The organism is Neorhizobium galegae (assembly GCF_017877135.1).
GTDB lineage: Bacteria > Pseudomonadota > Alphaproteobacteria > Rhizobiales > Rhizobiaceae > Neorhizobium > Neorhizobium galegae_A.
This window is the reverse complement of record NZ_JAGIPH010000007.1, coordinates 87,296-111,874: the sequence shown is the minus strand read 5'-3', so window position 1 is coordinate 111,874 and position 24,579 is coordinate 87,296. Positions and strand designations below refer to the sequence as shown.

Genomic DNA, 24,579 nt, shown 5'->3' with positions numbered 1-24,579 from the left:
ATAGAACGGGAGTGCCAGGCACCGTGCAGCCGATCCTTGAAATCTGCGTCGACAATGCCGCCGGACTTTTTGCAGCCCTCGACGGCGGCGCCGGCCGTATCGAGCTGTGTTCGGCGCTGTCGGTCGGCGGGCTGACGCCCTCGCGTGGCTTCATGGATCTCGCCGGCTGCCAGGATGTGGCGGTCACGGCGATGATCCGGCCTCGCGCCGGCAACTTCATCTTTTCGGCGGCGGAAATCGCCATCATGAAGGCCGATATCGATGCGGCGCGTGCCGCAGGCCTGACCGGCGTCGTGCTGGGAGCAAGCCGCACCAACGGTCGGCTGGATACGAGGACGTTGCGCGAACTCTGCCGCCATGCCGAAGGGCTGGATCTGACACTTCACCGCGCCTTCGATCTGACGCCGGACAAGCCGCAGGCGCTGGAAGAGGCGATCGGTCTTGGCTTTTCCCGCATCCTCACCTCCGGCGGCAGGCAGACGGCGCTGGAGGGCATTGACATGCTGGCCGCCCTGATGGCGCAGGCGGGTGATCGCATCACCATTATGCCTGGATCCGGCGTTCGCCCGCAGACGGCCGGACTCCTTCTCGAGCGGATGGACATAACCGAACTCCACGCCTCCTGTTCGGCCCGCTTCATCGAGGGCGACAGCCCACTGGTGGACTTAAGCTTTGCAGCGCGCGAGATGCTGCAGACGGACACCGCGACCGTTCGCGCCTTGAGAGCCATGCTGTTTGACGCTGCTGCCGCGCGTCGCCTCGGCGCCCGGGCCACCGCCTGAAGGCTGGTTATCCGCGCTTGCCGCGCGCGAGCGCGTTGCGGATCGAAAAGCTCGAATGGATGCGCGTGACGCCGGGAAGTTTTGATAGGATATCGGTGTGGATCGCCTCGAATTCCTTCGGGCTCTCCACCTCGACGCGCAGGAAATAATCCCAGTCGCCGGTCATCAGGTAGCATTCGCGGATTTCCGGGCGCTTGCGCACCGCATCCTCGAACCGGTTGAGATAATCCTCCGTCTGGCGGTCGAGCGTGATATTGATCATCACCGCCAGTGTGCTGCCTTCCTCGCCGGAACCGATCAGCGCCGTGTAGCCGCGGATGATGCCCGCCTCCTCCATCAGCTTGATGCGCCGCAGGCAGGCCGACGGTGAAAGGCCCACCACGTCGGCCATTTTCGAACTGCTCATGCGCGCGTCGAGCCGCAGCAGGCGGATGATGTTGCGGTCGATGGCGTCCAGTGTCGCGGCCATGCGCGTTTCCTTCGGAATTACGGTGATCTTGCGCTCGAATTGAGCATTATTGCGTCTTTCACGCAAGATATGCTCAAAACGCGCAAGTTCTCTGCGCTACATTTTTTCCATCAGTTGCGCGGGGTTGCCATGGACATGTCGCATTCCATCACGTGGGAAAAGGCCGGCGCGCCGGGCATCCTCACCATCGATCTGTCGGCTCTCAAGCGCAATTACCGCCGCATCGCGACCACCGTTTCGCCGGCCAAAGCCGCCGCCGTGGTAAAGGCCGACGCCTATGGGCTGGGCGCCCAGGTGGTGGCGCCGGCGCTGTACGCCGAAGGGTGCCGGGATTTCTTCGTCGCGCAATATGCAGAGGCTGTCATCCTTCGCCCGCTTCTGCCACGCGATGCCGCCCTTTACGTGCTGAACGGCCTGCAGCCCGGCACCGAAGAGGATTGCGCCGCACGCGGTATCGTCCCCGTGCTGAACTCTCTGGAGCAGGTCATGCGCTGGCGCGCAGCAGCCGGGCTCGTCGGAGAGAGGCTGAAGGCCCTCTTGCAGTTTGACACGGGCATGTCCCGGCTCGGCATGGCAAGCGTCGAGGCGGAGGCTCTCGCTATTGATCCGGCGCTGCTTTCCGGCATCGACATCCTCTATATCATGAGCCATCTCGCCTGCGCGGATGAGGCGGAGGATCCGCACAATGCGTCCCAGGCCGAGATGATGCGTCGCTTTTCCAGTATCTTCCCCGGCGTTCCCGTCTGTTTCGGCAATTCTGCCGGTGCCTTTCTCGGTGAAAGCTATCGCGGCGCGCTGGTGCGGCCCGGTATTGCCCTTTACGGCGCACGCCCGACCGATATCCTCGAGCGGCCCATGGAGCCGGTGGTGACGATCGAGGCACGGGTGATCCAGGCCCGCACCGTGCCGGCCGGCACCGCCGTCGGCTATTCGGCCACCTATGTGACCGACAGCGAACGGACGCTTGCCACCGTCGCGCTCGGTTATGCGGACGGTTTGCCGCGCACGCTCAGCAATCGCGGGGCGCTGTTTTTCAAGGGTCACCGCCTTCCCATCGTCGGGCGCGTCTCGATGGACAGCACCATCATCGACATCAGCGATCTTGAACCGGGCATGCTGGCGCTTGGCAGTCTCGTCGAATTCATCGGGCAGCACCAGACGCTGGAAGAGGTGGCGGAAACCGCCGGCACGATTTCCTGGGAGATCCTGACCGGCCTCGGCCACCGCTATTTCCGCCAGTACCGCTGACCGAACGACACAATAAAAAGGGGAAGACCATGAAGATCACCATTCTCGGAGCCGGCGTCGTCGGGGTTACCTCCGCCTATTACCTGGCAAAGGCCGGCCATGAGGTGACGGTTGTCGACCGTCAGCCCGGTCCAGCACTGGAAACGAGCTTTGCCAATGCCGGTGAAGTGTCCTTCGGCTACTGCTCGCCCTGGGCCGCCCCCGGCATTCCGCAAAAGGCGCTGAAGTGGATCTTCATGGAACATGCGCCGCTCATCCTGCGCCCGAAGCTGGATCGGGCCATGCTGTCCTGGATGTTCCGCATGCTCTCCAACTGCACCTCGGAGCGTTATGCGCTGAACAAGAGCCGAATGCTTCGCCTTGCCGATTACAGCCGCCTGGCGCTTGCCGAAGTGCGGGCAGACACGGCCATTGCCTATGACGAGCGCATGCAGGGCACGCTCCAGCTGTTTCGCACCGAAGCGCAGCTGGAAGCTTCTGCCAAGGACGTGAAGGCGCTCGCAGCCGATGGCATTCCTTACGAAGTGCTCGACCCGGCCGGCTGTATCCGCACTGAGCCGGCGCTCGCCCATGTGCGCGAAAAGATCGTGGGTGGGCTTCTGACCCCGAAGGACGAGACCGGCGACTGCTTCAAGTTCACCAATGCGCTGGCGAAAAAGGCTGAAGCGCTGGGTGTCACCTTCCAGTGGGGCGTTGACATCAAGGCGCTCGAGGTGGAGGGCGGTACGGTGAAGGGAGTGATCACCGGTCGCGGCCGCATGACAAGCGATGCCGTCGTCGTGGCGCTCGGCAGCTATTCGCCGATGCTCGTCAAGCCGCACGGCATTCGCCTGCCGGTCTATCCGGTCAAGGGCTATTCGCTGACCATTCCGATCACCGATGCGACGCGCGCGCCGGAATCCACCGTGATGGACGAGACCTACAAGATCGCCATCACCCGGCTTGGCGATCGCATCCGTGTCGGCGGCATGGCGGAAATTTCAGGCTATACCAATGATCTGGGCCTGGCGCGCCGGCGCACGCTCGAACATTCCGTCACCGATCTTTTCCCCGGCGGCGATGTGACGAAGGCGGACTTCTGGTCTGGCCTTCGCCCGATGACGCCCGATGGCACGCCGGTCATCGGCGCCACCGGCGTGCGCAATCTCTTCCTCAACACCGGCCATGGCACGCTGGGCTGGACGATGAGCTGCGGCTCGGCCAAGGTGCTTGCCGACATCGTCAGCGGCCACAAGGCGGATATCGAGACGAAGGATCTGGCGGTATCCCGCTACGCCGCCTGACCCGATCTTCAGACCCCTGACCGGGCTGCCCCGCGCCCGCACGGCGCGCGGCATGTTTTTCGTGTTACCGCATCAGGCCGGCTGAGCGCAGCGCGCCTTCGATAAGGCCCTGAATGCTGCCTGCTGCATGCGCGGTGCGGGCGTCCGGCGGCATCTGCTTGGACGCTGCCCGGCGGCTACCCACCTCAGCCTTGATGCCATCGGGCATCAGGCCCCAGCTCTGCGCCATCATGCGGGTAGAGGAAAGGCCGATGTCGAGCATGTAGGGACCGGGTTTTTCCATTCCGGTCGTGGCATCCACCGGCGTTCCATGTCCCATGCCCCCGATCCGGTAATATTGGAGAAGGCTGCGCCCGCGCGCATCCGTCCAGACAATGCGGTCGTGGCCGGCAACCTTGTCCTGATGGGCCGCATCCGTGGCCACGCCATGCACGCCCCGCCACTGCGCCAGAATGGCCTGCGCATTGGCTTCGGCAACGGTGCTGTCAGCCGTGCCATGCCAGACCGCAACGGTCGGCCATGGCCCCTGGTGGTCGGAGGCATCGTTCAGCCGGCGCTGCAATTCCTGTTCGCTTGGAAGCCCGTGGCCGCGCATCCGGTCGAAGGCCTCCGGCACGGTGGCAGCCGTTGCAAAGGGCAGGCCTGCGATAATGGCGCCGCCGGCAAACATCTCCGGATAGGCCGCCAGCATCGCATTGGCCATGGCGCCGCCGGCGGAAAGTCCGGTTATGTAGACCCGCTTCGGGTCCGCATCATGGCGCGTGATCACCGTCTCGATCATCTGATGGATGGAGGCGAGCTCGCCCGAACCGCGACGGCTGTCTTCCGGCACGAACCAGTTGAAGCACAGATTGCCATTGTTGGCGCGAGCCTGCTCGGGATAGAGAACGATGAAGCCCTGCTCGTCGGCGAGTTTCGACCAGCCCGATCCCTGGTCATAGGCGTCTGCCGTCTGGGTGCAGCCATGCAGCACCACGACGACCGGCGGCTTTCCTACCATCAGGTCCGGCACATGGAGCTTTGCCCCGAGTGCACCGGGATTTGAGCCGAAACCGGTGAAGGAGGTCAGTGCACCGCCAGCCGGGTCCGCCCCCTGTTGCCGGGCGAACTGGCCCGTGCGGGCGCGAAGGCGTTCCAGCCGTTGCAACGTGTCGGAAAGAGAGCGCATTTTAAATCCTAGCCGCCGCACCGGGATGGCGCAGCCTTGTGTCCAACGCCTTTCTACAGGATTTGTTGCTGCATTGCACAAATTAGATGATCGAACTGTATGAAAGTGATCTCAGGCCGGGGGAGCACAGTGGTGCAGTGTGCTCGGTGACGTCCGGCATCTGCCGAAATCAGGTGCTTTCCGTCGACCGATGCAGGCGCCGGTAGCGCCGGAAATGGTACCGCGTAAACCAGTCTCGGTGCAGTGTCAGCACGATGCCCTTCAGCGAGCGCATGAGGTTGCGTCCCCGCGCCCGCTTTCTATCCTCCTGCAGCAGGCTTCCGCCGAGCACCATGGCTGTTTCGCAGATCGGGTTGCCCGGAATGGACCAGATATCGAGCCCGAGTTCCCAGAAGAACTTGATATCCTCATCGACCACGCGGAAGACCCGCTTGCGGGAAAGGAAGCGCTTTGCCCCTTCCCGAGAGATCAGGTAGCCGACGAGACCGGCGCGGGTGCGCTGCCATTTGACCAGCGACATGCCGCCTGCGCGCGTCCAGACGCCGAGATTGCGCGACCGGTCGCGCGGAAAATCGAAGAGCTTGACGATATGACGCCCTTGGGCGAGCAATTCGCCGGCACGATCGACGGCCTGGCGCACGATCTCGGGGTCGCGAATGTAGAAATCGTCCTCAAGCAGAAGGGCATGGTCGAAATCGCTGTCGAGCAGCGTCTGCCAGCCGAGCCGATGGGTGGCATAGGCTGCAATTTCGCTGCGGGTCGGGATGCGTTTGCACCAGCGGCGGGCCTTTTCCGTATCATAGATCCGGTCGATTTCCGGATCGCGGCCGATGAACCCGTCCACCACGCGCACCGGTGCCTGGCCGAAGACATCATGGGCCTGCGCACGGGCATTTTCCAGCCGTTTGGCCGAAGAGATGCTGCAGGTGAGGATGAGGATGGCGGTGCGCACGACCGGCGCAGAGCCCGCGGGGCGATCACTGTCGATCATGCAGCACCTGAACGCTTGGCAGGCCAACCGGGACGATGCCCAGATCCCGCGCCAACTGACCCAATCCTTCCGTTTCGAGAAGATCGCGATAGGGTGTTTCCGGAAAGAGCAGCCCCGCCCGGTGCAGGTCCGCCCGCACCAGCAGGACCGTGCCGCCCACGCCGTTCAGCGGCACGCGATCGAGATAGCGCAAGTCGTCCAGGTGACGCCGCGCCCAGTAGTTGACCGGCGGCTGGAATATCCCGCCGCGAACATGGCGCATATACTCCACCTCCCCCGGCTCTCCGATGTCGAGAAACGCGTTGAGATCGTAGCTTGGGCCATCGGACTCAAGGACGCAGTCGGGCGTCACGATCTTTTCACGCACGGCAAGCAGCGCCGTCAGCAGATCGCTCGGCAGGCCGATGACATCGGCATCCATCCACAGGATCCAGTCTGAATCATCAGTGAGTACCTGTCGCACCAGTTCGTTGCGTGCCCGTGCAAGACCGGCACGCCGCTTTGCCTGGAAGGCGGGCCGCCACCGCCGGGCATGGGGAAAATGCGGAGCGTTGCGGCGGGTTTCCAATCGCCGCATTCCGGCAAATGTCGCGGCATGGCGGGCAATCAGGCCCTTCAAAATCTCCGGCGTTTCATCGCTGCTATCGCCTTCGCCATAGACGATCTGGATGCGGTTCTTCGGATAATCGATCCCGAGGATAGCATCGAGATTGCGTGCGAGCGTGGAGGCGCCGTTGCGCACCGGGATCAGGATCGTCACTTTCGGAAATCGCTCGTCTGCCGGGATCTCCCGGTGCAGCAGGGTTTCGTCCATACGGGCGCGGAGGGCCGCAAGCCCTGGCCTTCTGCCTCGAAGACGATGACGGAGCTTGCGCAGCTTGGTCACCGCGCGTTTGAGAGCATGCGGCGGGCGCTCGCGGAACCAGCTCCCTTGCCAGAAGTGCTGCGACACACACAGATCCCGGAACGGGCCGAACCGCTCGGCCGGCGGGCAGCGGTCGCTGTCGCTTTCTGCAAAGAGATGCGAGGAATGCAGCGCGATCTCATCCGGCTGCGCCCATTGCGCGACAGCCGCGCTAAGGATCAGAGGGCCGGTCGTTTCGAGCACATTGCCGGTTGTCCGCGATGACATGCGCAGGCAGTGGTCGATCACGGCGTCCCAGAGCGGATGGCCGGCGGGACTTGCCATGGTTCCGTTGAAGAGGAGGGCCGGCAGACCGCGGCGATGGGCGTGGTGCTGCCTGTCGCGCGGCTCTTCGCACAGGATCACGCGCGGATCGCCTGCCAGAGGCTCTAGCGACTGCAGGCAACGCGTATCGACATCGGCATACACGCCGCCAAAATGTTTCAGCAGACAGTAGCGAGCAAGGTCAGCCCGCTGCACGGGATAGGTATAGCCATCATAGACCTGCAGAAGCTGGGGAAACTGGCCAGCCATGAAATCGCGCAGTGCGGTATCGTCCCAGAACTGATATTGCCAGCGGGGATTAAGACGTTGCCAGCTTGCAGTATCCCCTGTTTCGATAGGAACGGGAAATGTATGCCACGTCTGATGCAAGACGCGTGGAATGCCAGGGGTTGGGATTGATGTCATATCTGCAAGTAGAGCTATCGGAGGGGGACCGAAAAACATCCGGAGGAGAAATTCGTAACAATGCTAATTATAGGGACGTCTCTGCGTTTGCTAGCGCTAACCGAATTTTTATTGCGCGGACAACGCGACGCGACAAAAGCCTCCCGGCGACCGTCAGTCCGCTTGCAGAGGATGAGATCAGCGCCCTGATCGAGCGCATCGAACGCGACCGGCCGCAGGCAATCATCTTTGAAGGCGTCGGCTTACTGAGCGCCATCGAACGGGTGCGTGCACGCTTTGCGGATCTTGCCATCATCGTTGATTTCCACAATGTCGAAAGCCGGCTTTACCGGGATATCCGCCTGTCGCGCTGGCCCCGGTGGTTGCGCCCTCTCGGCGCGCTTCTCGCAGTAAGGCGGTTCCGGAAGGCCGAGGCCGCCGACAGGAAGGCCGTGCGGCTTGCGACTGCGGTCTGGACATGCTCGCAGCAGGATCTGGATCTCGTTGCGGGCATGGGCGAGAAGCGGCAACTCGCGCTTGTGCCCAATCCCATTCCGGCCTGGTGCCTGGAAGCGCCAGCCTCCGCCCCGGCTTTCTCGCCCGGCAATGAAGTGCTCTTCGTCGGCCATCTGGGCTATGCCCCGAATAAACTTGCCGTGCGCGAACTTTCCGCCCGGATCATGCCGAAGCTCGTCGGCCTGGTGCCCGATGCACGCTTGCATGTCTGTGGCCGAAGCCCGGGGGGCAAGCTTGCCCGCCTGCTGGAAGAGGGCGGCGCGCGGTTGACGGCGGATCCGGCGGATCTGCGCCCGATCTATGCTGCAGCCGCCGTGGCGGCCATTCCCTTGCGCCAGGGCAGCGGCACACGCCTGAAGGTTCTGGAAGCGCTGGCAACCGGCTGCCCCGTGGTCGCCACGCAAAAGGCCGTGGAAGGCCTCGGTCTGAAGGCCGGGCAGCATTACCTTGCGGCAGAGACTGTTGACGACTTTGCCCGTCAGCTGGCGCAGGTGCTCAAAAATCCGGCGCTGAAAAAGAGGTTGGTCGAGGAGGGCCGCAGCTTCGTGCTTGCGCAGTATGGTTCGTCTGCGCGCCAAAAGGCGGTTCGATCCGCTTTGCAGGAGCTCATCCCCGCATCGGGCCTTTGATGGCCGGCGGTTGACGGGCAAAAGACGGGCCTATCGCAATCTCAGGCTCAGTCCTCGCCGTCTCCCTCGTCGCCGATGGCTGCCTCATCCACTTCCCCCACGGCCGGCGGCCATTGCTGGGCGGCATGCAGCACGCGCAGGATGGTGACGGCGCGTGTGTCCTCGATGTAGATCAGGATATAATTGCCACGCACCACCAGTTCGCGTGTGCCCGTCACCCGGCCCATGCGGCAGGATTTTGGATAGGCCAGCAGGTGAAGCGCTTTCGTTTCGATCTCGTTTTTCAGCGATTGCGCCGCATCGGGATTGTGATCGGATATGTAATCGATGAGGGCAAAGAGATCGGCACGCGCAGTCTGGCGCCATTCAAGAACGGGCACGGCGCTTCCTGTCGATAAGGGCCTGCATGTCGTCCATCACATCCTGATGGGCAAGCGGCGGACGGCTGTCGTCCAGCGCCTCCTGCACCTTGGCGCGGAACCAGCGGTCATAGGCGTCCGGATCGCTGGTGAGCCCGGCCGGAAGGCCGCCTTCGCGGGCAACCCGTGTCAGAAGGATCCGCACGGCATCGGACACGGTAAGGCCGACGCTTGCGAGCTTTTCGGAGGCCTCGGCCTTCAGCGTTTCATCGACGCGGATATGCAGCATTGCCGTCTTGCTCATCGGGCTCTCCATGTGACGATGGATATTATGTCTCTCAATTGAGAGACATTCAAGCCCATGCATCTGCAAGACAGGCCAAGCTCACGGATTGTCGCGCTTGAAAATCCAGTCATGATCCGGATGGTTGGCAAAGCGCCACTTGCGCAACGGCCCCGCCATGACGTTGAGGTAATACATCTCGTAGCCGTAGGGGGCGCCGCAGGGGTGATGCCCCTTCGGCACCAGAACCACATCGCCGGAAGAGACGGCCATGGTCTCGTCGAGCGAGCCGTCCTCGGTGAAGACGCGCTGGAAACCAAACCCCTGGTCGGGGTTGAGGCGATGGTAATAGGTCTCTTCCAGATATGTCATGGCGGGGAAATTGTCCTCGTCATGGCGGTGCGGCGGATAGGAGGACCAGTTGCCGGACGGCGTGAAGACTTCCGTCACCAGAAGACTGTCGGCCACGTCGCGCTCTTCCATGGCGATCGGAAAGATGTGGCGGGTATTGGCGCCCTTGCCGCGTTCGGTGAGCGCAATGCCGGCAGGCCCGATAACCTCAGCCTCGCGCCCCGGTTTGGCCGGCGCGGTGCAGATGGCCAGCGTGCAGTCGGTCGTGGCGGTCGCAGACCAATCGGCGCCGGCCGGGATGTAGACGCAGTGCGGCGGCTTCTTCTCGAAGACGTTCATGCGGTCGCCGAGTTCGCCAAAGACCTTGCCGCCACCGGAAATCTCTGCCTTGCCTTCGACGAGCACGAGAATGACTTCCGTTTCGCCGGTCTGCTCGGCAGCGCTTTCGCCGGGCTTCAGGTGATAAAGACCAAAGCCGACATAACCCCAGTTGGCGCTTTCTGGCGTAATGTCATGGACCTTGCCGGTCTTGGCCGTCGGCTTGCGCAGCAGATCGCTCATTCCTCATCTCCCTTTGCGGCATTTTTTCGCGCCTCCTCGGCGGCCGCTTGTGCCATGGTGCGATCATAGATGATCAGCAGTTCGTAGGCGGCATAGGCGCCGGCCACGAGAAACATCAATCCCCAGCCAGTGGAGCCGTTGTACAGTTCCACCGCACCCCATGCTAACGGCAAGAGGGCGGTCAGGATGCGCCGCCACAAAGGCTTGAAGAACGGATGGTGGGGATCGAGAAATTTCAAAAGGTCGTTCCTTCGGTAAAGAGGCAGGCTCAGGCCGGGATCAGGCCCGCATCCTTGGCGAAGCCCTTCAGCGATTTCAAGCCGAGGCTCTGATATTCAAAGGGATTGCGCACATCCGGGTCCTGTTCCGCCTCGATGACGATCCAGCCCTGATAACCGTGTTCTGCGGCAATCTTGAGAACGGGCGGGAAGTCGACGCCGCCTTCGGTATCGCCCGGAACGGTAAACACGCCGCGACGCACGCCTTCAAGGAAGGAGAGCTTTTCATTGCGAACCTGCTCGGCAATCACCGGGCGCACGTTCTTGGCGTGGATATGGCCGACGCGATGCATGTATTTTTTCGCAACAGCTTCCGGGTTTCCGCCACCGAAATAGCAATGGCCGGTGTCGAGCAGCAGCTTGGCATGCGGGCCGGTATGCTGCATCAGCAGATCGATTTCCGCTTCGCTCTCGACCACCGTGCCCATGTGGTGATGGTAGACCAGCGAGATGCCCTGGGAGGCGGAGAACTCGGCCAGCGCCTCAACACCTGCGCCAAACTTTTCCCAATCGGCTTCGGCAAGTTTTGGCCGGTCGGCAAGAGCCGTATCGTCGGCGCCGTGGATGGCATTGGAGGTTTCGCAGACGATGATGACCTTGCAGCCCATGCCCTTCAGCACGTCGAGGAAGGGCTGCATGGCGACCTTTTCCTCTTCGATGCTGTTGGTCAAGAGGTTCAGCGAGTGCCAGCCGGAGACGAATTTGAGGCCGCGCGGCTCCAGCACGGATTTCAGCCCCGCCGGATCGGTCGGCAGCTTGTGGCCCTTCTCGATGCCGTCGAAGCCGATCTTTGCGGTTTCATCCAGGCACTGTTCGAGGCTGATATGCGCGCCAAGCGAGCGGTCGTCGTCATTGGACCATGCAATCGGGTTGGTACCGAAGAGGATCATGTTACTGTCTTTCCTTCAGGGCAGCTTCATAGGCGGCGCGCGCCGTGTTGACTTGCTTGCGGGCCGAGACTTCCGGCACGGCCACATCCCACCAATGGCCACCGGCATCCGGTGTCGGATAGGGGTCCGTATCGATGACGATGACGGTCGGAACGGTCGCGGCGCGGGCGGCATCGAGGGCCGTTTCCAGCTCGGCGATGGACGCGACTTTCGACGACTGCGCGCCCATCGCCGCTGCATGGGCGGCGAAATCGATGGCAATCGGGTTTGCCTGATTGGTGTGGGCGTAGAGGTTGTTGAACTCCGCGCCGCCGGTGCCCATCTGCAGCCGGTTGATGCAGCCATAGCCCCGGTTATCGGTGATGACGACCGTGATCTTCACGCCCATGGCAACGGCAGTGGCCAGTTCGGAATTCATCATCATGTAGGAGCCATCGCCCACCATGACGATCACGTCGCGCTCGGGTTCGGCCATCTTGATGCCAAGGCCGCCGGCAATCTCGTAGCCCATGCAGGAGAAGCCGTATTCCATGTGATAGGAAAGCGGCAGTTTGGCCTTCCACAACTGGTGAAGTTCTCCCGGCATGGTGCCTGCCGCGCACATGACCACCGTGTTGTCGCGCGAGGCGCGCTGTACGGCGCCGATCACCTGCATGTCGGTCGGCAGCGTGTTGGCCTCCTTCGGCGCGGCGGTGACCGCATCGGCCTTCTCGAACCAGCTGGCTTTCAGGCTCGCATCCGGTGCCGCAAAGCGATGATCGCCAAGAGCTGCCGAAATCTTCTCCAACCCGACCTTCGCATCCGCAACCAGCGGGATCGCATCATGCTTCGCGCTGTCATAGGCCTGCACGTTGAGGGCGAGAATTTTGCGGTTCGGGTTCTTGAACAAAGCCCAGGAACCGGTGGTGAAATCCTGGAAGCGGGTGCCGACGCCGATCACCAGACCGGCCTGTTCGGAAACCACATTGGCGCTTTCGCAGCCCGTGACGCCGACAGGTCCGAAGTTCAGGTCATGATCCCAGGCGAGCGCCGACTTGCCGGCCTGCGTTTCGACAACCGGGATCTGATGCCTTTCGACAAAAGCCTTCAGCGTTTCCGTCGCACCCGAAAAATGCACGCCGCCGCCGGCGACAATCACCGGGTTCTTCGCGGCCTTGATTGCGGCAATCGCCGCTTCCAGTTCCACGACATCCGGTTCGGGACGACGGAAGCGCCAGGTCTTCTTCGCAAAGAAGCTTTCGGGATAATCATAGGCCTCGGCCTGCACATCCTGGCAGAAGGCGAGCGTCACCGGGCCGCAATCGGCCGGGTCCGTCAGGGTGCGAAACGCACGCGGCAGCGCCGTCAGAAGCTGTTCGGGACGTTCGATACGATCAAAATAGCGGCTGACCGGCTTGAAGCAGTCATTGGCGGAAATCGTGCCATCCTCGAAATCCTCGATCTGCTGCAGAACCGGATCGGGGCCGCGATTGGCAAACACATCGCCCGGAATGAACAATACCGGCAGGCGGTTGACATGCGCCAATGCCGCAGCCGTCACCATGTTCAGCGCACCGGGACCAATGGAAGAGGTCACCGCCATGGCGCGGCGACGGCCAAGCTGCTTGGCGTAGGCGATTGCCGCATGCGCCATGCTCTGCTCGTTCTGGCCGCGATAGGTCGGCAGTTCCTCGCGGATTCCATAGAGCGCTTCACCTATACCGGCAACATTGCCATGGCCGAAGATGGCCCAGACACCCGCGATATAGGGAACGCCATCTTCGTTCAGCTGGTTGGCGAGATAGCGCACGCAAGCCTGCGCTGCCGTCAAACGGATCGTTGTCATGCCTTTCCTCCCTTGGCCTTGGCGCGCGCTCCATCCCAGATTGCGCACAGGCTCTTGTATCTCGCCACCATATCCTCCACGGCGGCCTCATCGGTGATCTGACCCGCGAGCCACTTGCGGGCGGCATCGCCGAAGATCGTGCGGCCCACGGCAAAGCCCTTGACCAGATCGAAGCCCGCGGCCAGCGCAAAGCTTTCCTCAAGCTCTGCTTGCGGTGCATCCAGACCCAATACCACGATACCGCGTGTATAGGCATCGTGACGTTCGACCGCAGCACAGGCGTTGGCCCAGGCGGTTTGAGACTTCATCGGCTCCAGCTTCCACCAGTCGGGATAGACGCCGATTTCGTAGAAGCGGTCGATGATCTTTGCCGTTGTCTCGTCATCGACAGAACCGACCTTTGACGGAATCACTTCCAGCAGGAATTCCAGACGGTTACGCCGCGCCGCTTCAAAAAGGCGCTTCACGGTTTCTTCCTGGCGTTCCTTCATCTCGGTCGTGTCGTCGGGATGATAGAAGCAGAGGACCTTCACCACATGTTCGGCGGCCCATTCGCCAAGCCCGCCGCAATCAAGCCCCAGCTCCGGCTCCAGCGTCAGCGGCCGAGAACCCGGCCATTCGGCGGGGCGGCCGATCCACAATCCCGTTCCAGCCGCGGCATAGAGTGCTTCCCTGCCCAGGCGGCTATCGCAGAGAATGCCATAACCGCCCTGCCCGCCCGCGACCGTCGTCGCAGCCTGGAGGCAGAGCTTCTTGAAGGCGCCGATTCGATCCGTCGGAACGCCGGCTTCTTCGGCCATGGCTTCCAGTTGAATACGGTGATCGAAGGCGAAGACGCGCATGGTCGACCAGTCGCCCTTGCGGTTGGTGGACCAGTGAACCTGCTCGAGTGCTGCATCCTTGCGCAGCGCCTTGTTCTTGATGCCGGTCTTGAAGAAATACTGCAGCTCTTCCCAGCTAGGATAGGCGGGCGTGCAGCCATGGCGCGACACGGCGAAGGCGCCGCAGGCATTGGCATATTTCAGCGCCGTCGGCCAATCCTCACCCGTCAGCCAGCCTTTCAGCAGGCCAGCCATGAAGCCATCGCCCGCGCCCAGCACGTTAAAAACTTCGATCGGGAAACCGGGGCCGGTCTGGCCCTTGTCGAGACTGTCGGGAACCTCGCCTTCGAAGACTGCCGCTCCCATCGGTCCGCGCTTGCAGACGAGTGCCGCCTTGGACACCTTGCGCACGGCCCGCAGCGCCTCCAGCGTATCGGTCGAGCCACCGGCGATATGGAATTCTTCTTCGGTGCCGACAATCAGGTCGAACAGGTGCAGCGTGCTCTGCAGCTTGGCGGTGACCTTGGCCGATTCCACAAAGCGGCTTTCGCCATCGCCATGACCGGCCACGCCCCACAGGTTCGGGCGATAATCGATGTCGAGCGCGGTTTTCGCACCGTTTTCACGCGCAAGCTTCAGCGCCTTCATCACCGCCGCTTCCGTTCGCGTATGCGAGAGGTGCGTGCCCGTCACGGTGACGCAGCGGGATTCGGCGATGAAATCCGGATCGATATCGTCTTCGCACAGCGCCATGTCGGCGCAGTTTTCGCGGTAGAAGATCAGCGGGAACTGGTTTTCGTCACGGATGCCGAGCAGAACCAGCGCGGTCAGCCGCTCCGGGTCGGTCACCACACCGCGCACGTCAACACCTTCGCGCACCAGCTGTTCGCGGATGAAGCGGCCCATATGCTCGTCGCCGACACGCGTGATGACCGCGCTTTTGAGGCCGAGGCGGGCAGCGCCTGCGGCAATGTTGGTCGGCGAGCCGCCGATATATTTGTTGAAGGAGCTCATGTCCTCCAGCCGGCCACCCACCTGGGCGCCATAGAGGTCAACGGACGAGCGTCCGATCGTGATCACGTCGAGTGGCTTCAAGAGGCCCTCCCTTGGCCGAAGATGGCAACCGGCGCATGGCGCGCCCCATCCGGCGTCTCCCGCGCCGGTCTGTCTGGTTTTGGACTATAAATTCCATTTTGAAGAGTTTCAATACGAATATTCAGGTGCTGCGCCGCGTTCCCACCGCCGTAGAGAGGGCAATGGCGAGACACAGCGTCGCAGAGAGCGAGCGGAAGGCGCCGAAATCCACTTCGGAGACGGCAAGGATCGTCGCGCCCATCTTGCGCAACGGGTTCACCGCCGCATCGGTGAGCGCCACCACCGGCACCTCGCGGCCGCGCACGGTTTCCACCAGCTCCAGCGTTTCCTGCGAATAGGGCGAGAAAGTGATGGCGAGCAAAGCATCGCCTGGGCGGATGGCGCTCACACTTTCGAGCCGGCCGGCTGCCCCATGCAGCATGGCCGGCACGCGCATCTTTTCCAGCGCATAGGCAATGTAGCTTGCCACTGCAAACGAGCGGCGCAGGCCGATGACATGCACCAGATTGGCAGAGGCCAGAATATCGACAGCCTCTTCAAGCGCCTGAGGATCCACGGATTTCAGGAGATTTTCGAGCGAAGCGCGGCTTGCCTCTACGAATTCTGCGAGCAGACGCGGGCCGCTGTGTTCGCCCATGTCGCGCAGGTGGTCGATGCGGGTCGCATAATCCGGCCAGCCGCCGACATAGCTCTCGCGAAACAGGCGCTGCATCTCCGAATAGCCGGAAAATCCCATGATCTGGCAGAAGCGCATGAAGGCAGACGGCTGCACGCCCGCCCCTTCCGCCATTTCGGCCACCGTCGATACGGCAATCCGGTCAGTATTCGAGGCGACGAAATCGGCGCATTGCTTCAGCCGCTTGGGCAGTGCGGCGGACACCTCCAGCAGCCGCTCCTCGAACTCCTTCACGCTTGCGGGCACTGCTGCCATCCATCCGTCCTTTTTCTCTGCTTGACACGAATATGGTCACACTCTAGCAAAATGGAACATATATTCCAAATCCGGTTTCGGAAAATGGCTTCCGATCCGGACCCAAGACCCGATGTGGAGGAGAACCCATGGTAACGAGATTGGCCCTTTTGGGCGCCGGACGTATCGGCAAGGTGCATGCGAAGGCGATCGCATCCGACCCGCGTGCAAAGCTGGTGGCCGTGGTGGATGCCATGGAAGCCGCGGCCAAGGCGATCGCCGACGATGCGGGCTGCGAGGTCAGCACCATCGATGCCGTTCTGGCCAACAAGGATGTGGACGCCGTCATCATCTGCACGCCGACCAATACGCATGCGGACCTCATCGAAAAATTTGCCCGCGCCGGCAAGGCGATCTTCTGCGAAAAGCCGATCGATCTCGATGTGGCCCGCGCACAGGCCTGCATCGACGTGGTGAAGGAAACCGGCGCCAAGGTGATGCTTGGCTTTAACCGCCGCTTCGATCCGCACTTCCAGGCCGTTCGCAAGGAAATCGACAAGGGCACCATCGGCAAGGTGGAAATGGTGACGATCACCAGCCGTGACCCGGGCGCCCCGCCGGTCGAGTACATCAAGGTGTCCGGCGGCATCTTCCGCGACATGACCATCCACGATCTCGACATGGCGCGCTTCCTGCTCGGCGAAGAGATCGTCTCGGTCTTCGCAACCGGTGCGGTTCTGGTCGATCCGAAGATTGGCGAAGCCGGCGATTACGACTCCGCGAGCCTGATCCTCACCACAGCCAGCGGCCGTCAGGCGGTGATTTCCAATTCGCGCCGCGCCACCTACGGCTATGACCAGCGCATCGAAGTGCATGGTTCGCTGGGGTCCGTTGCGGCGGAAAACCAGCGCCCGGTGTCGATCGAAGTCGCCAACAAGGACGGCTACACCCGCCCGCCGCTGCATGATTTCTTCATGACGCGCTATACGGAAGCCTATGCCGCCGAAATCAAGGCCTTTATCGATACGGTCGAGAAGGGCGCGGCCGCCTCGCCGTCTGCCGAAGACGGCCTGATTGCGCTGAAGCTTGCCGATGCGGCGCTGAAATCTGCCAAGACCGGCGCCGCCGTCGCGCTCGCCTGACCGTTTGCCGCAAGAAAAAAGGGCGGCGCCAGACTTGCCGGCGCCGCCCTTTCCAGGAGGACCGAAACCTCCACCCGCCCGTCCCTTGACGGGGAGGCGTCAGCCCTCTTTTTCCGCCATCACGCGCACCAGAAGAAGCATCACCAACGCCTGACCGTAGGGTGCCGGCACATTGGGGATCTGGCGATAGAAGTCGAGCGTATGGCCCATCGGCGTGCCATCAGACACTTCCAGAACGATCCCCGTCTCATCGATGCGTTGCATCACCGCGTCAAGCGCCTTGCGGGCGACAGGCTTCAAATCCTTGTCCAGGAGGCCGAGATCGATGCCGCGCAGGATGCCGTAGGCGATGCCTGCGGTCGCAGAGGTTTCCTCCGGCGAGACGGGATCGCAGACCAGCGTGTTGAACATGCCATTGGGGCGCTGGTGTTCGGCAAGCGTGCGCACCTGCGCCTGCAGCACATGGGTCAGGTGACGCTTCAAATGCTCCGGCACATGGGCCACGAGGCTGAACAGTTCGGGTATCGCGACCGTGATCCAGGAATTGCCGCGCGCCCAGAAGGCCTTGGCGAAGTTGTGGCGGCCGTGGAACGTCCAGCCGTGATACCAGAGGCCGGTGACCGGATCGGCGAGAAAGCGCTCGTGCACGAGGAACTGATAGAAGGCTTCCTCGATCCAGTCCTGTCGCCCGAACCGCTGGCCGGCGCGGGCAAGGAACAGGCAGGTCATGAACAGCGTGTCGTCCCAGAGCTCGCCGTTATTCATGCGCTCCTTCACCACATGCTGGAAGCCGGCGTCCTCGGTGCGGGCAAGCTTGGTCATCAGCCAGTCGGCCCAGTCCTTGACCAGCGCTTCCCAGTCCGGGCGCTTGATGTGGTCGATCAGCACGGCCAGTGCCAGCATCGGCGAGGAGGAATTCACCTGGCGCGGCGGCAGGCCGCGGCCGATCTGCCAGTCATACCAGCGGCCGATCGCTTCCATCAGCGAACGATCGCCAATGGCTTCCGCGTGGCGGATGAGGCCGTAGATGCCGACCCCGACTTCCCAGTCCCACTCGTCGAACTGCAGTTCATAGCTCCCGTCCGGAACGGCCACGGTTTCATTGATGCCCTTCAGGCGGGCAAGGCCGACGGCGACGCGAGAAAGCGTTTCGGAAAGAATTTCGGGCTGCATCAGCATCGGATTGTCCTGTCTTGGCGAAGGCGTGAAGAGGTCAGACTGACACGGCATCGAAATGCCGGATCTGGGGTTTCGACAAGGGAAGGCCGCCGCTCTCCCGCTCGATCAGCTGGCAACCCAGTTCGATACGGCAGGCAGGATAGGTCACGCCCAGTACCGACAGTCGATTTTCCAGGATCTGGATTGTCGAAGAGGCCAGTGCGTCGAGCGGCACCCTCACCGTCGTCAGCGCCGGCATGGTCAGCTCGCCAGGCGCCACGCCGTCGAAGCCGACCACCGCAATATCCTTTGGAATGGCAAAGCCTTGTGCCTGGAGTTCGGTCAACGCGCCGATGGCCAGATTGTCGGCAGCACAGAAGACGGCGGTGAATCCATCGAGCCCGCCGCGCTCGGCAACGAACTTGCGCAAGACCTCGCGGGCATGATCGGGCTCGTAGCCGCGGGCATACAGTACCTCGCCCAGCTCGCGCGGCAGGTCGCGCTCGACATAGGCATCATGAAAACCGTCGAGCCGGCGCATGATGGTTGAGCGTCCGCGCCAGGTCAGGTGCAGGATGCGGCGATGGCCACGCGACAACAGCCATTCCGTGGCAAGGCGTGCACCATAGCGGTTGGCGGGGGCCACCGTATCGACACTCATCGTCGGGTCCTCGCCGTTCAGCAGCACCACCGCGAGATCGGCGGCCGCAAGAGCGCGCAACAGTTTCGGATTGTCGTCATAGACCAGCACGACGCCTTCCGCCGACGCCGCGCGCGCGCCGGCAATGATGTCCGCGGCATTGAGTTCCGGTGCGCCAATATGGGCGACGACGCGGATGCCGCGCCGCTCGCATTCGCGCGACAGCGCCGTCAGAAGCGTCCAGGAGACGAGATTGATGTCGTTGTGCGGCAGGTTGCCGGGAGGAACAGCGAGGTAAAGCGTGGTGAGAGACGCAATCGCCCCTTTCTGCTGGCGCTTGGCGAGATAGCCGAGCCGACGCGCCACCTCCAGCACCCTCAGCCGCACTTCCTGCGAAATGGGCGCCGTGCCGTTCAGCACATGCGAGACGGTGCTGATCGCTACCCCTGCTTCGCGGGAGATGTCCTTGATGCCGACTTTACGCTCTGTCCGCCTGTCCATGGTCACGCTCTGCTACTCCGCTTAAAGGGGATTGGTGAAAGCCCTGGCGTCTGGCCAAGCCGGCCTCCATCACCGATCGAAACTCTGGTCAGGCCGGGACGGCGGTTGCGACCAGATGCGCGGCTCGCCGTCGCGCACATCGATGACCTCACCGTTCCACCCATCCGGCAGCGGCGAGGGACGCGAAAAGTGCACATCCTCGAGAGATAGGTCCTCGACATTCACCGAAAACAGCGCCGGCATGCCACCGGGATAGGGCACCAGCCCGATCACCTGGCCATGCTCGTCCTTGACCCAGGCATTGGCCCGGCCCGCCGCATCCGGCGACGGGGCAAGATCAAAATGCGTGGGCCGCACATCGTATTTCCGCCCCTGATAGGGACCGGGGACCTGCGCGATGGAGATGCGGCTGAAACGGACATCACCGATGCCGGCCTTCCCATCGGCCAGCAGATTGATTGCACCTTCCATCGTGCCGTCAATATCCTCGAAGACGATGTTTTCGACGCGCCCGGCGGGCTTTGTCGCGCGTCGGTCCATGACGTTGACCGTGATGGCCTCGCCCGATCCCCAGAAGCCATCTGGCGTCTCATGGGCATCCAGGCGGATACGCTGGCTGACGACCCTGCGGATACGCCCGCCATCGCGGGAAAAAATCCCGATCGCCCTGTTGGAGCGCAGGATCTCGCAATCGCGGAAGGTGATGTCCTCCACATCGCCATGGGTCTCTGTCCCGATCTTCAGCGCGCAACTGCGGCTTTCGATCCGGCAGTGCTCCGCCAGGATGTCGCGGCACTGGCCGACGGGCCGGCCATCGGGGCCTTCGCTGGTCTTCAGCACCACGCCATCATCGGCGGTGGCAATGTCGCAGTGGCGGATGCTGACGCCCTGGCAGGAGTCGATGACAATGCCGTCGGTGTTCGGCATCTCGCGGTCGTTGTCAATTGACAACCCGGCAATGGTTACGTCTGTGCAGGCGATCAGGTGAATGGTCCACATGGGCGAGGAGCGGATCGAAAATCCTTGGAGGGTGATGTCGCGGCAGTTTTCCAGCACCAGAACCCGCGGGCGGACTGCTGCCGGCACATGCGTCCCCATGTCCTCCAGGCGGCCGACAATGAAATCCGGCCCCGGCGCCTCGATCGTGCCTTTGCCAGACAGGCGGATGCCGGAAGCATTCCTGGCCACCATCATCGCCGTCCGGGAGGATTCCGCAATCACATCGACGCGGTTTTCCGCGTAGGCTTCAAGGTCGCCTGAAAATTGAAGCGTGGCGCCGGCATCGAGATGAAGATCGAGCCCGTCCGGCAGGCGCAACGCGCCGCAGAGATGCAGGCCCGGGGCCAGTACAAGTCGCTGACGGGCGGCCGCTGCCTGATCGAGCGCCCGCTGAAGAGGCTCTGTACAATCGCCGACGACTTTCGTGAAAATAATTTCATCAACGTGCAAGGTAAGCGCCTCCCGTCCCAAACCTCAGTTGTTGATTGAGAGTTTGGACCGTTAATTTCGCGCTGACAAGGATGAATTACGCGCATGAGATCGGATTTGAGGCGTTGGAGGGTCACGCACCCCGAAAAAATATTTTCGTTATCTCGCGTGGAAGGTGGCGGGGCCGGCCTTGCCGTCAGACGAATTCGCCATGGGCCAGCAGAAATTGCGCGCCTTCGGCAATGTCGGCGCGAAGGGCTTTGCCAGCGGCTTGCGCATCGCCGCGTTCCAGGGCTGCCAGCACATCCTCGTGGTAGTCGATCTCCAGGATGCCGGACAGCGCGCCATTGAACCTGCCGCTGAACTGGCGCAGGAAAGGCCCGACCTGCAGCCACAGCGTCTCGATGAGAAAGAGCAGCGAGGGCGAGCCGCTCGCCCGGTAGATGCTGAATTTGAATTCGTAATTGCGCATGAGATAGTCGTCGATATCCTGGTTGCGGGCGGCCTGCGTGAGGCCGTCGCATTCGCGCCGCAGGATCTTCAGATCTGCCTTGCCGATTCGCCCTGCCGCGGCTTCGGTGGCGGCCGGTTCGCAGATGAGGCGGCTTGCGGTCAGGTCCGAAAAGCGTTCGCGCGTCATCGGCGGCAGGACAAGAGAGCCGTTCGGCAAGGGGTCGAGCGCTTTGAGGGCCTGCAGGCGCGACAGCGCCGCGCGCACGGGCATGTCGCTGGTGCCGAGTTCCTGCGCCACCTTGCGCGAGGTCAGTTTCTGCCCCGGCCGGATCTGGCCTGCCATCAGAGCTTTGTTCAGCCGCTGATAGACGATCTCGTGCAGCGGAACCGTGTCGATCATGCCAAGGCCAAGGGGGGTGGTGGTATGCTTCACGTCCGTCTCCGCGCGGGCGCGAAGGTTGCACCGCTGCCGCCTTCGCTCCCGCCTACCCCTAGATCAATCGGCCGGCGCAAACAACCGGTCCGCCCTGGCCTGCGTTCTCCTCACGGCCTGACAAGTTGGGCCGCCGGGCGGATAAAGCTGCGGCGGCCAGCCTTGAAGCCTGTGAGCGGTGCGGCAAGACCGCCAAAGGCCTCCGTCTCCTCGTCCGCGTCAAGGACCATGAGATCGGCGCGGCAGCCCGCGCGCAGGCCATAATCGGTGACGCGCATCACGCGTGCGGCAGAGGTGGTGACGAGATCGAGACAGGGGCCAAACCCTTCCGGCCCGATCTGCAGCGTGTTGGCATAGAGATTGGCCATGCGCAGAAGCGAGGCATCGCCATAGGGCGTGAACGGATTGAGGACATTGTTGGTGGCAACAGAGCAGGTGATGCCCTCTTCCGCCAGTACATGCACCGGGGCCACCCCGCGCACGGCCCGGTATCCGGCATCGCGCCCGTTGAGATAAAGATCGGTGGAGGGCAGTGCCGTCACCGCCACGCCGCAGGACGACAGCAAAGCGACGTGGCGCCTGAACGCCGCCTCGTCCATCGCTGCAAGTTTCGTCGCATGGCCGACCGCCACCCGCCCCTGCCAGCCGGCCTTTTCCGTGCGCCGGCAGATCTCCTCCAGATGCGACCATGAGGGATCAAGGTCGAAATCCAGGTGGAAATCGAGATCGACATCATGGGTAACCGCCATGGCAAACAAGGCGTCCATCTGCGCCGAGGGGTCGGTGTCCGTATAGGGGCAGCCGCCGAGCAGATCGGCGCCACTCGACAGCGCTTCTTCCAGCAGGTCTTGGGTTCCGGGATCATTGGTCAGCCCCTCCTGCGGGAAAACGCAGATGGAAAGGTCGAGCGCAAAGGCATAATCGCGCTTCAGTTGCTGGATGGCCTCAAAACTGCGCAGTCCGGCGCGCGGATCCACCTCCACATGGGTGCGCATGTACATCGTGCCCTGCGTGATGGCCTTTTCGATGACGCGGGCGCCGCGCTCGTAGACATCCTCGACGGTAAAATCCCGCTTGAGGCGCGAGACGGCGGCAATCGCCCCCCTCAAACCGCCGCCGGCGTCGAGACAGCGGCAGATGAGGCAGGCCTTGTCGAGATGGATATGCGTATCGACGAAGCCCGGCAGGACAAGTCGCCCGCCCACGTCTTCTTCCATAGCCCCCGTCGCACCGGGTGAAATCCCGACACAGGCGATGCGGCCCTCGGCAATCCCGATATCCACCGGGGCGCTTTGGCCGCGCAGCCGGGCATGGCGCAGCACGAGGTCGTAAGCCGGCCTTCCTGCACCGTTGCGAGACGTGTCATCGAAATCTGGGGTCATCACGCTTGCAACTCCGGGCGCGTTTCGCTTAAGCTGAAACTGTATGCACTTTTAGCCAAGGCTGACAACAGGGAGCCCCGCCATGCATGAGAAGACCGAACGCGATCTGCAGGCGGTGAAGGATTATCTTGAGGCTTCGATGGCGCCGGATCCTGTGCGGGCGGCCAGCTTTGTCGCGCCGGAATTTCTCTGCCGCTTCACCGGCAATCGGGTGTTTCACACGCCCTCCGGCCCAACCGGCTTCAATGCGGCCCGCTATGCCTGGGTGAAGAAGCGCATCGAGCGCTATGACGTGGTGCCGGGCGAAACGGAAACCATCGTCTACAGCCTCGGCTTTCTCTATGGGGCCTGGCCGGATGGCACCGGTTTTGACCATAACCGCTATGTCGACCGGTTTGTGGTGCGTGACGGGCTGATCATCGAAACCGATGTGTGGAACGACAGCGCCGAGTGGATCCTGGATCCGAGTGTGGCCCGTCAGCCGGGCTCTGCCGCATAGGGCGCCAGGATATTCATGAGGTCGCGGCCGCGCGCATCGGATGGCTGAAGAAGCGCGCGGGAGGCCACGGCCTCCAGATGCGCTTCCATCATGTCTGCCGCCCTCTCCGCCGGCCCGCTGCGGATCGCTTCGATGAGGTCGAGATGTTCGCTCACCGCACAGTCGGAGGAATGGGGCCGGCCGAAGGCCGAGAGCGCCAGGCCGGCGCGGTAACAGATTTCCGTCACATAGCGGATGAGGATCGGCTTTCCCGTCATCTCGGCAAGCGCGACGTGGAATTCGGTGGCAAGCCGGATGGCGGTGCCATCGGCGCCATGGCGCGCGTCATGCTCTGCCGCGATGATGGCCTGTAACTGCCTGACGTCGCGGTCGCTCAGCTTTCCCGCCAGATGCCGCACCACCTGCCGTTCCAGAACGATGCGCAGATCGAAGATGTCACGCGCATCGGAAAAGGATGGGGCGGCAACGATGGCCATGCGGTTGCGCCGCAGGTCCACCAGTCCCTCGGCTGCAAGCTGGCCAAGCGCATGGCGAGCGATCGTGCGGCTGGCGCCGAACCGTTCGCCAAGCGCATCTTCCGGCAGCCGGTCTCCCGGCAACAGCGCACGCTCCAGGATCGCACGGCGGATCGCCTTGCAGATGAGGGAGAGCCGATCTGCCTCGCCGCGGGCCGTCGTTTTCTTCGCTGCCATGCCGTGTCCTGCCTTCCCTGCCCTGCATACGGGCAATGGGCTTGAAATTCAACGCGGTCCGCCGCTTGCCAAGTGCCATATGGACTGGCAGGTTAGTTGCAAAGTGCATGCACTTTAGCGCGATCCTGCCTGCCTGTCGAACGCCGATCCTCGCGGGATGGCACGGCGATTGCGCTGTCCCGCCCTATGTTATCAATGAGAAACAGACGAGCTGACCCC

At 62.8% G+C, this 24,579-nt stretch carries 24 protein-coding genes; 6 read left to right on the top strand and 18 right to left on the bottom strand.

Annotated features, from left to right (window positions below):
• Positions 1-23: 23 nt before the first annotated feature.
• Positions 24-782 (top strand): copper homeostasis protein CutC, encoded by a 759-nt coding sequence (locus J2858_RS19120; protein ID WP_210106446.1) that lies wholly within the window; start codon positions 24-26, stop codon positions 780-782.
• Between the two features lie 7 nt (positions 783-789).
• Here J2858_RS19120 and J2858_RS19115 read toward each other — a convergent pair whose 3' ends face one another.
• The gene (locus J2858_RS19115; RefSeq protein ID WP_210106445.1) at positions 790-1,251 is read right to left on the bottom strand and encodes an Lrp/AsnC family transcriptional regulator; all 462 of its coding nucleotides are present in this window, start codon (positions 1,249-1,251) and stop codon (positions 790-792) included.
• A 129-nt stretch (positions 1,252-1,380) separates the two neighbouring features.
• Here J2858_RS19115 and alr point away from each other — a divergent pair, with 129 nt between their 5' ends.
• Together alr and J2858_RS19105 are read left to right on the top strand one after the other, a co-directional pair.
• Positions 1,381-2,499: an alanine racemase gene (alr, locus tag J2858_RS19110; RefSeq protein WP_210106444.1), complete on the top strand. Its 1,119-nt coding sequence runs from the start codon at positions 1,381-1,383 to the stop codon at positions 2,497-2,499.
• A 29-nt stretch (positions 2,500-2,528) separates the two neighbouring features.
• Positions 2,529-3,782 carry a D-amino acid dehydrogenase gene (locus J2858_RS19105; RefSeq protein WP_210106443.1) on the top strand — a complete coding sequence of 418 codons (1,254 nt, stop codon included), beginning with the start codon at positions 2,529-2,531 and terminating at the stop codon, positions 3,780-3,782.
• A 64-nt stretch (positions 3,783-3,846) separates the two neighbouring features.
• Here the strand turns inward: J2858_RS19105 and J2858_RS19100 are convergent, their stop codons facing one another.
• The 3 genes from J2858_RS19100 to J2858_RS19090 form a co-directional block, all read right to left on the bottom strand.
• Positions 3,847-4,950: an extracellular catalytic domain type 1 short-chain-length polyhydroxyalkanoate depolymerase gene (locus tag J2858_RS19100; protein ID WP_210106442.1), complete on the bottom strand. Its 1,104-nt coding sequence runs from the start codon at positions 4,948-4,950 to the stop codon at positions 3,847-3,849.
• A gap of 169 nt (positions 4,951-5,119) precedes the next feature.
• Entirely contained in the window at positions 5,120-5,941 is an 822-nt protein-coding gene (locus tag J2858_RS19095; protein WP_210106441.1) for a glycosyltransferase family 25 protein, read from the bottom strand.
• On the bottom strand, positions 5,928-7,535 hold the full coding sequence (locus tag J2858_RS19090; protein WP_245366709.1) for a glycosyltransferase: 1,608 nt from the start codon (positions 7,533-7,535) through the stop codon (positions 5,928-5,930). The genes J2858_RS19095 and J2858_RS19090 overlap by 14 nt, the downstream gene beginning before the upstream one ends.
• A 263-nt stretch (positions 7,536-7,798) precedes the next feature.
• Between J2858_RS19090 and J2858_RS19085 the strand changes: the two genes are divergently transcribed.
• Positions 7,799-8,659, top strand: coding sequence for a glycosyltransferase (locus J2858_RS19085; protein WP_210106439.1), 861 nt, complete (start codon positions 7,799-7,801; stop codon positions 8,657-8,659).
• A gap of 47 nt (positions 8,660-8,706) precedes the next feature.
• On the opposite strand, the gene J2858_RS19080 is transcribed toward J2858_RS19085, so the two are convergent.
• From J2858_RS19080 to J2858_RS19045, 8 genes are all read right to left on the bottom strand, one after another.
• On the bottom strand, positions 8,707-9,039 hold the full coding sequence (locus tag J2858_RS19080) for a type II toxin-antitoxin system RelE/ParE family toxin (RefSeq protein WP_210106438.1): 333 nt from the start codon (positions 9,037-9,039) through the stop codon (positions 8,707-8,709).
• On the bottom strand, positions 9,026-9,322 hold the full coding sequence (locus tag J2858_RS19075; protein ID WP_210106437.1) for a type II toxin-antitoxin system RelB/DinJ family antitoxin: 297 nt from the start codon (positions 9,320-9,322) through the stop codon (positions 9,026-9,028). The genes J2858_RS19080 and J2858_RS19075 overlap by 14 nt, the downstream gene beginning before the upstream one ends.
• 81 nt (positions 9,323-9,403) lie before the next feature.
• A complete protein-coding gene (iolB, locus tag J2858_RS19070) occupies positions 9,404-10,213 on the bottom strand; it encodes a 5-deoxy-glucuronate isomerase (RefSeq protein WP_210106436.1) in 810 nt (269 codons plus the stop codon).
• Positions 10,210-10,452 carry a hypothetical protein gene (locus J2858_RS19065; RefSeq protein WP_210106435.1) on the bottom strand — a complete coding sequence of 81 codons (243 nt, stop codon included), beginning with the start codon at positions 10,450-10,452 and terminating at the stop codon, positions 10,210-10,212. The genes iolB and J2858_RS19065 overlap by 4 nt, the downstream gene beginning before the upstream one ends.
• 29 nt (positions 10,453-10,481) lie before the next feature.
• On the bottom strand, positions 10,482-11,381 hold the full coding sequence (gene iolE, locus J2858_RS19060; RefSeq protein ID WP_210106434.1) for a myo-inosose-2 dehydratase: 900 nt from the start codon (positions 11,379-11,381) through the stop codon (positions 10,482-10,484).
• Position 11,382: 1 nt separating this feature from the next.
• Positions 11,383-13,206 carry a 3D-(3,5/4)-trihydroxycyclohexane-1,2-dione acylhydrolase (decyclizing) gene (gene iolD, locus J2858_RS19055; protein WP_210106433.1) on the bottom strand — a complete coding sequence of 608 codons (1,824 nt, stop codon included), beginning with the start codon at positions 13,204-13,206 and terminating at the stop codon, positions 11,383-11,385.
• Positions 13,203-15,122, bottom strand: coding sequence for a bifunctional 5-dehydro-2-deoxygluconokinase/5-dehydro-2-deoxyphosphogluconate aldolase (locus J2858_RS19050; RefSeq protein ID WP_210106432.1), 1,920 nt, complete (start codon positions 15,120-15,122; stop codon positions 13,203-13,205). The genes iolD and J2858_RS19050 overlap by 4 nt, the downstream gene beginning before the upstream one ends.
• 121 nt (positions 15,123-15,243) lie before the next feature.
• Positions 15,244-16,053, bottom strand: coding sequence for a MurR/RpiR family transcriptional regulator (locus J2858_RS19045; protein WP_210106431.1), 810 nt, complete (start codon positions 16,051-16,053; stop codon positions 15,244-15,246).
• A gap of 128 nt (positions 16,054-16,181) precedes the next feature.
• Here J2858_RS19045 and iolG point away from each other — a divergent pair, with 128 nt between their 5' ends.
• Positions 16,182-17,174, top strand: coding sequence for an inositol 2-dehydrogenase (iolG, locus tag J2858_RS19040; RefSeq protein WP_210106430.1), 993 nt, complete (start codon positions 16,182-16,184; stop codon positions 17,172-17,174).
• 99 nt (positions 17,175-17,273) lie between these two features.
• Here iolG and J2858_RS19035 read toward each other — a convergent pair whose 3' ends face one another.
• From J2858_RS19035 to J2858_RS19015, 5 genes are all read right to left on the bottom strand, one after another.
• Positions 17,274-18,353 carry a glycoside hydrolase family 88/105 protein gene (locus tag J2858_RS19035; RefSeq protein ID WP_210106429.1) on the bottom strand — a complete coding sequence of 360 codons (1,080 nt, stop codon included), beginning with the start codon at positions 18,351-18,353 and terminating at the stop codon, positions 17,274-17,276.
• 34 nt (positions 18,354-18,387) lie between these two features.
• Entirely contained in the window at positions 18,388-19,473 is a 1,086-nt protein-coding gene (locus J2858_RS19030; protein WP_210106428.1) for a LacI family DNA-binding transcriptional regulator, read from the bottom strand.
• A gap of 69 nt (positions 19,474-19,542) precedes the next feature.
• Positions 19,543-20,922 (bottom strand): glycoside hydrolase family 28 protein, encoded by a 1,380-nt coding sequence (locus J2858_RS19025; protein ID WP_210106427.1) that lies wholly within the window; start codon positions 20,920-20,922, stop codon positions 19,543-19,545.
• 175 nt (positions 20,923-21,097) lie between these two features.
• Positions 21,098-21,787 (bottom strand): GntR family transcriptional regulator, encoded by a 690-nt coding sequence (locus J2858_RS19020; protein ID WP_348635508.1) that lies wholly within the window; start codon positions 21,785-21,787, stop codon positions 21,098-21,100.
• Positions 21,788-21,897: 110 nt separating this feature from the next.
• A complete protein-coding gene (locus tag J2858_RS19015; protein ID WP_210106558.1) occupies positions 21,898-23,169 on the bottom strand; it encodes an amidohydrolase family protein in 1,272 nt (423 codons plus the stop codon).
• A gap of 82 nt (positions 23,170-23,251) precedes the next feature.
• Here J2858_RS19015 and J2858_RS19010 point away from each other — a divergent pair, with 82 nt between their 5' ends.
• On the top strand, positions 23,252-23,668 hold the full coding sequence (locus tag J2858_RS19010) for a nuclear transport factor 2 family protein (RefSeq protein WP_210106426.1): 417 nt from the start codon (positions 23,252-23,254) through the stop codon (positions 23,666-23,668).
• On the opposite strand, the gene J2858_RS19005 is transcribed toward J2858_RS19010, so the two are convergent.
• A complete protein-coding gene (locus J2858_RS19005) occupies positions 23,647-24,360 on the bottom strand; it encodes a GntR family transcriptional regulator (protein WP_210106425.1) in 714 nt (237 codons plus the stop codon). The two genes, J2858_RS19010 and J2858_RS19005, sit on opposite strands and share 22 nt — an antisense overlap.
• Positions 24,361-24,579 lie beyond the last annotated feature (219 nt).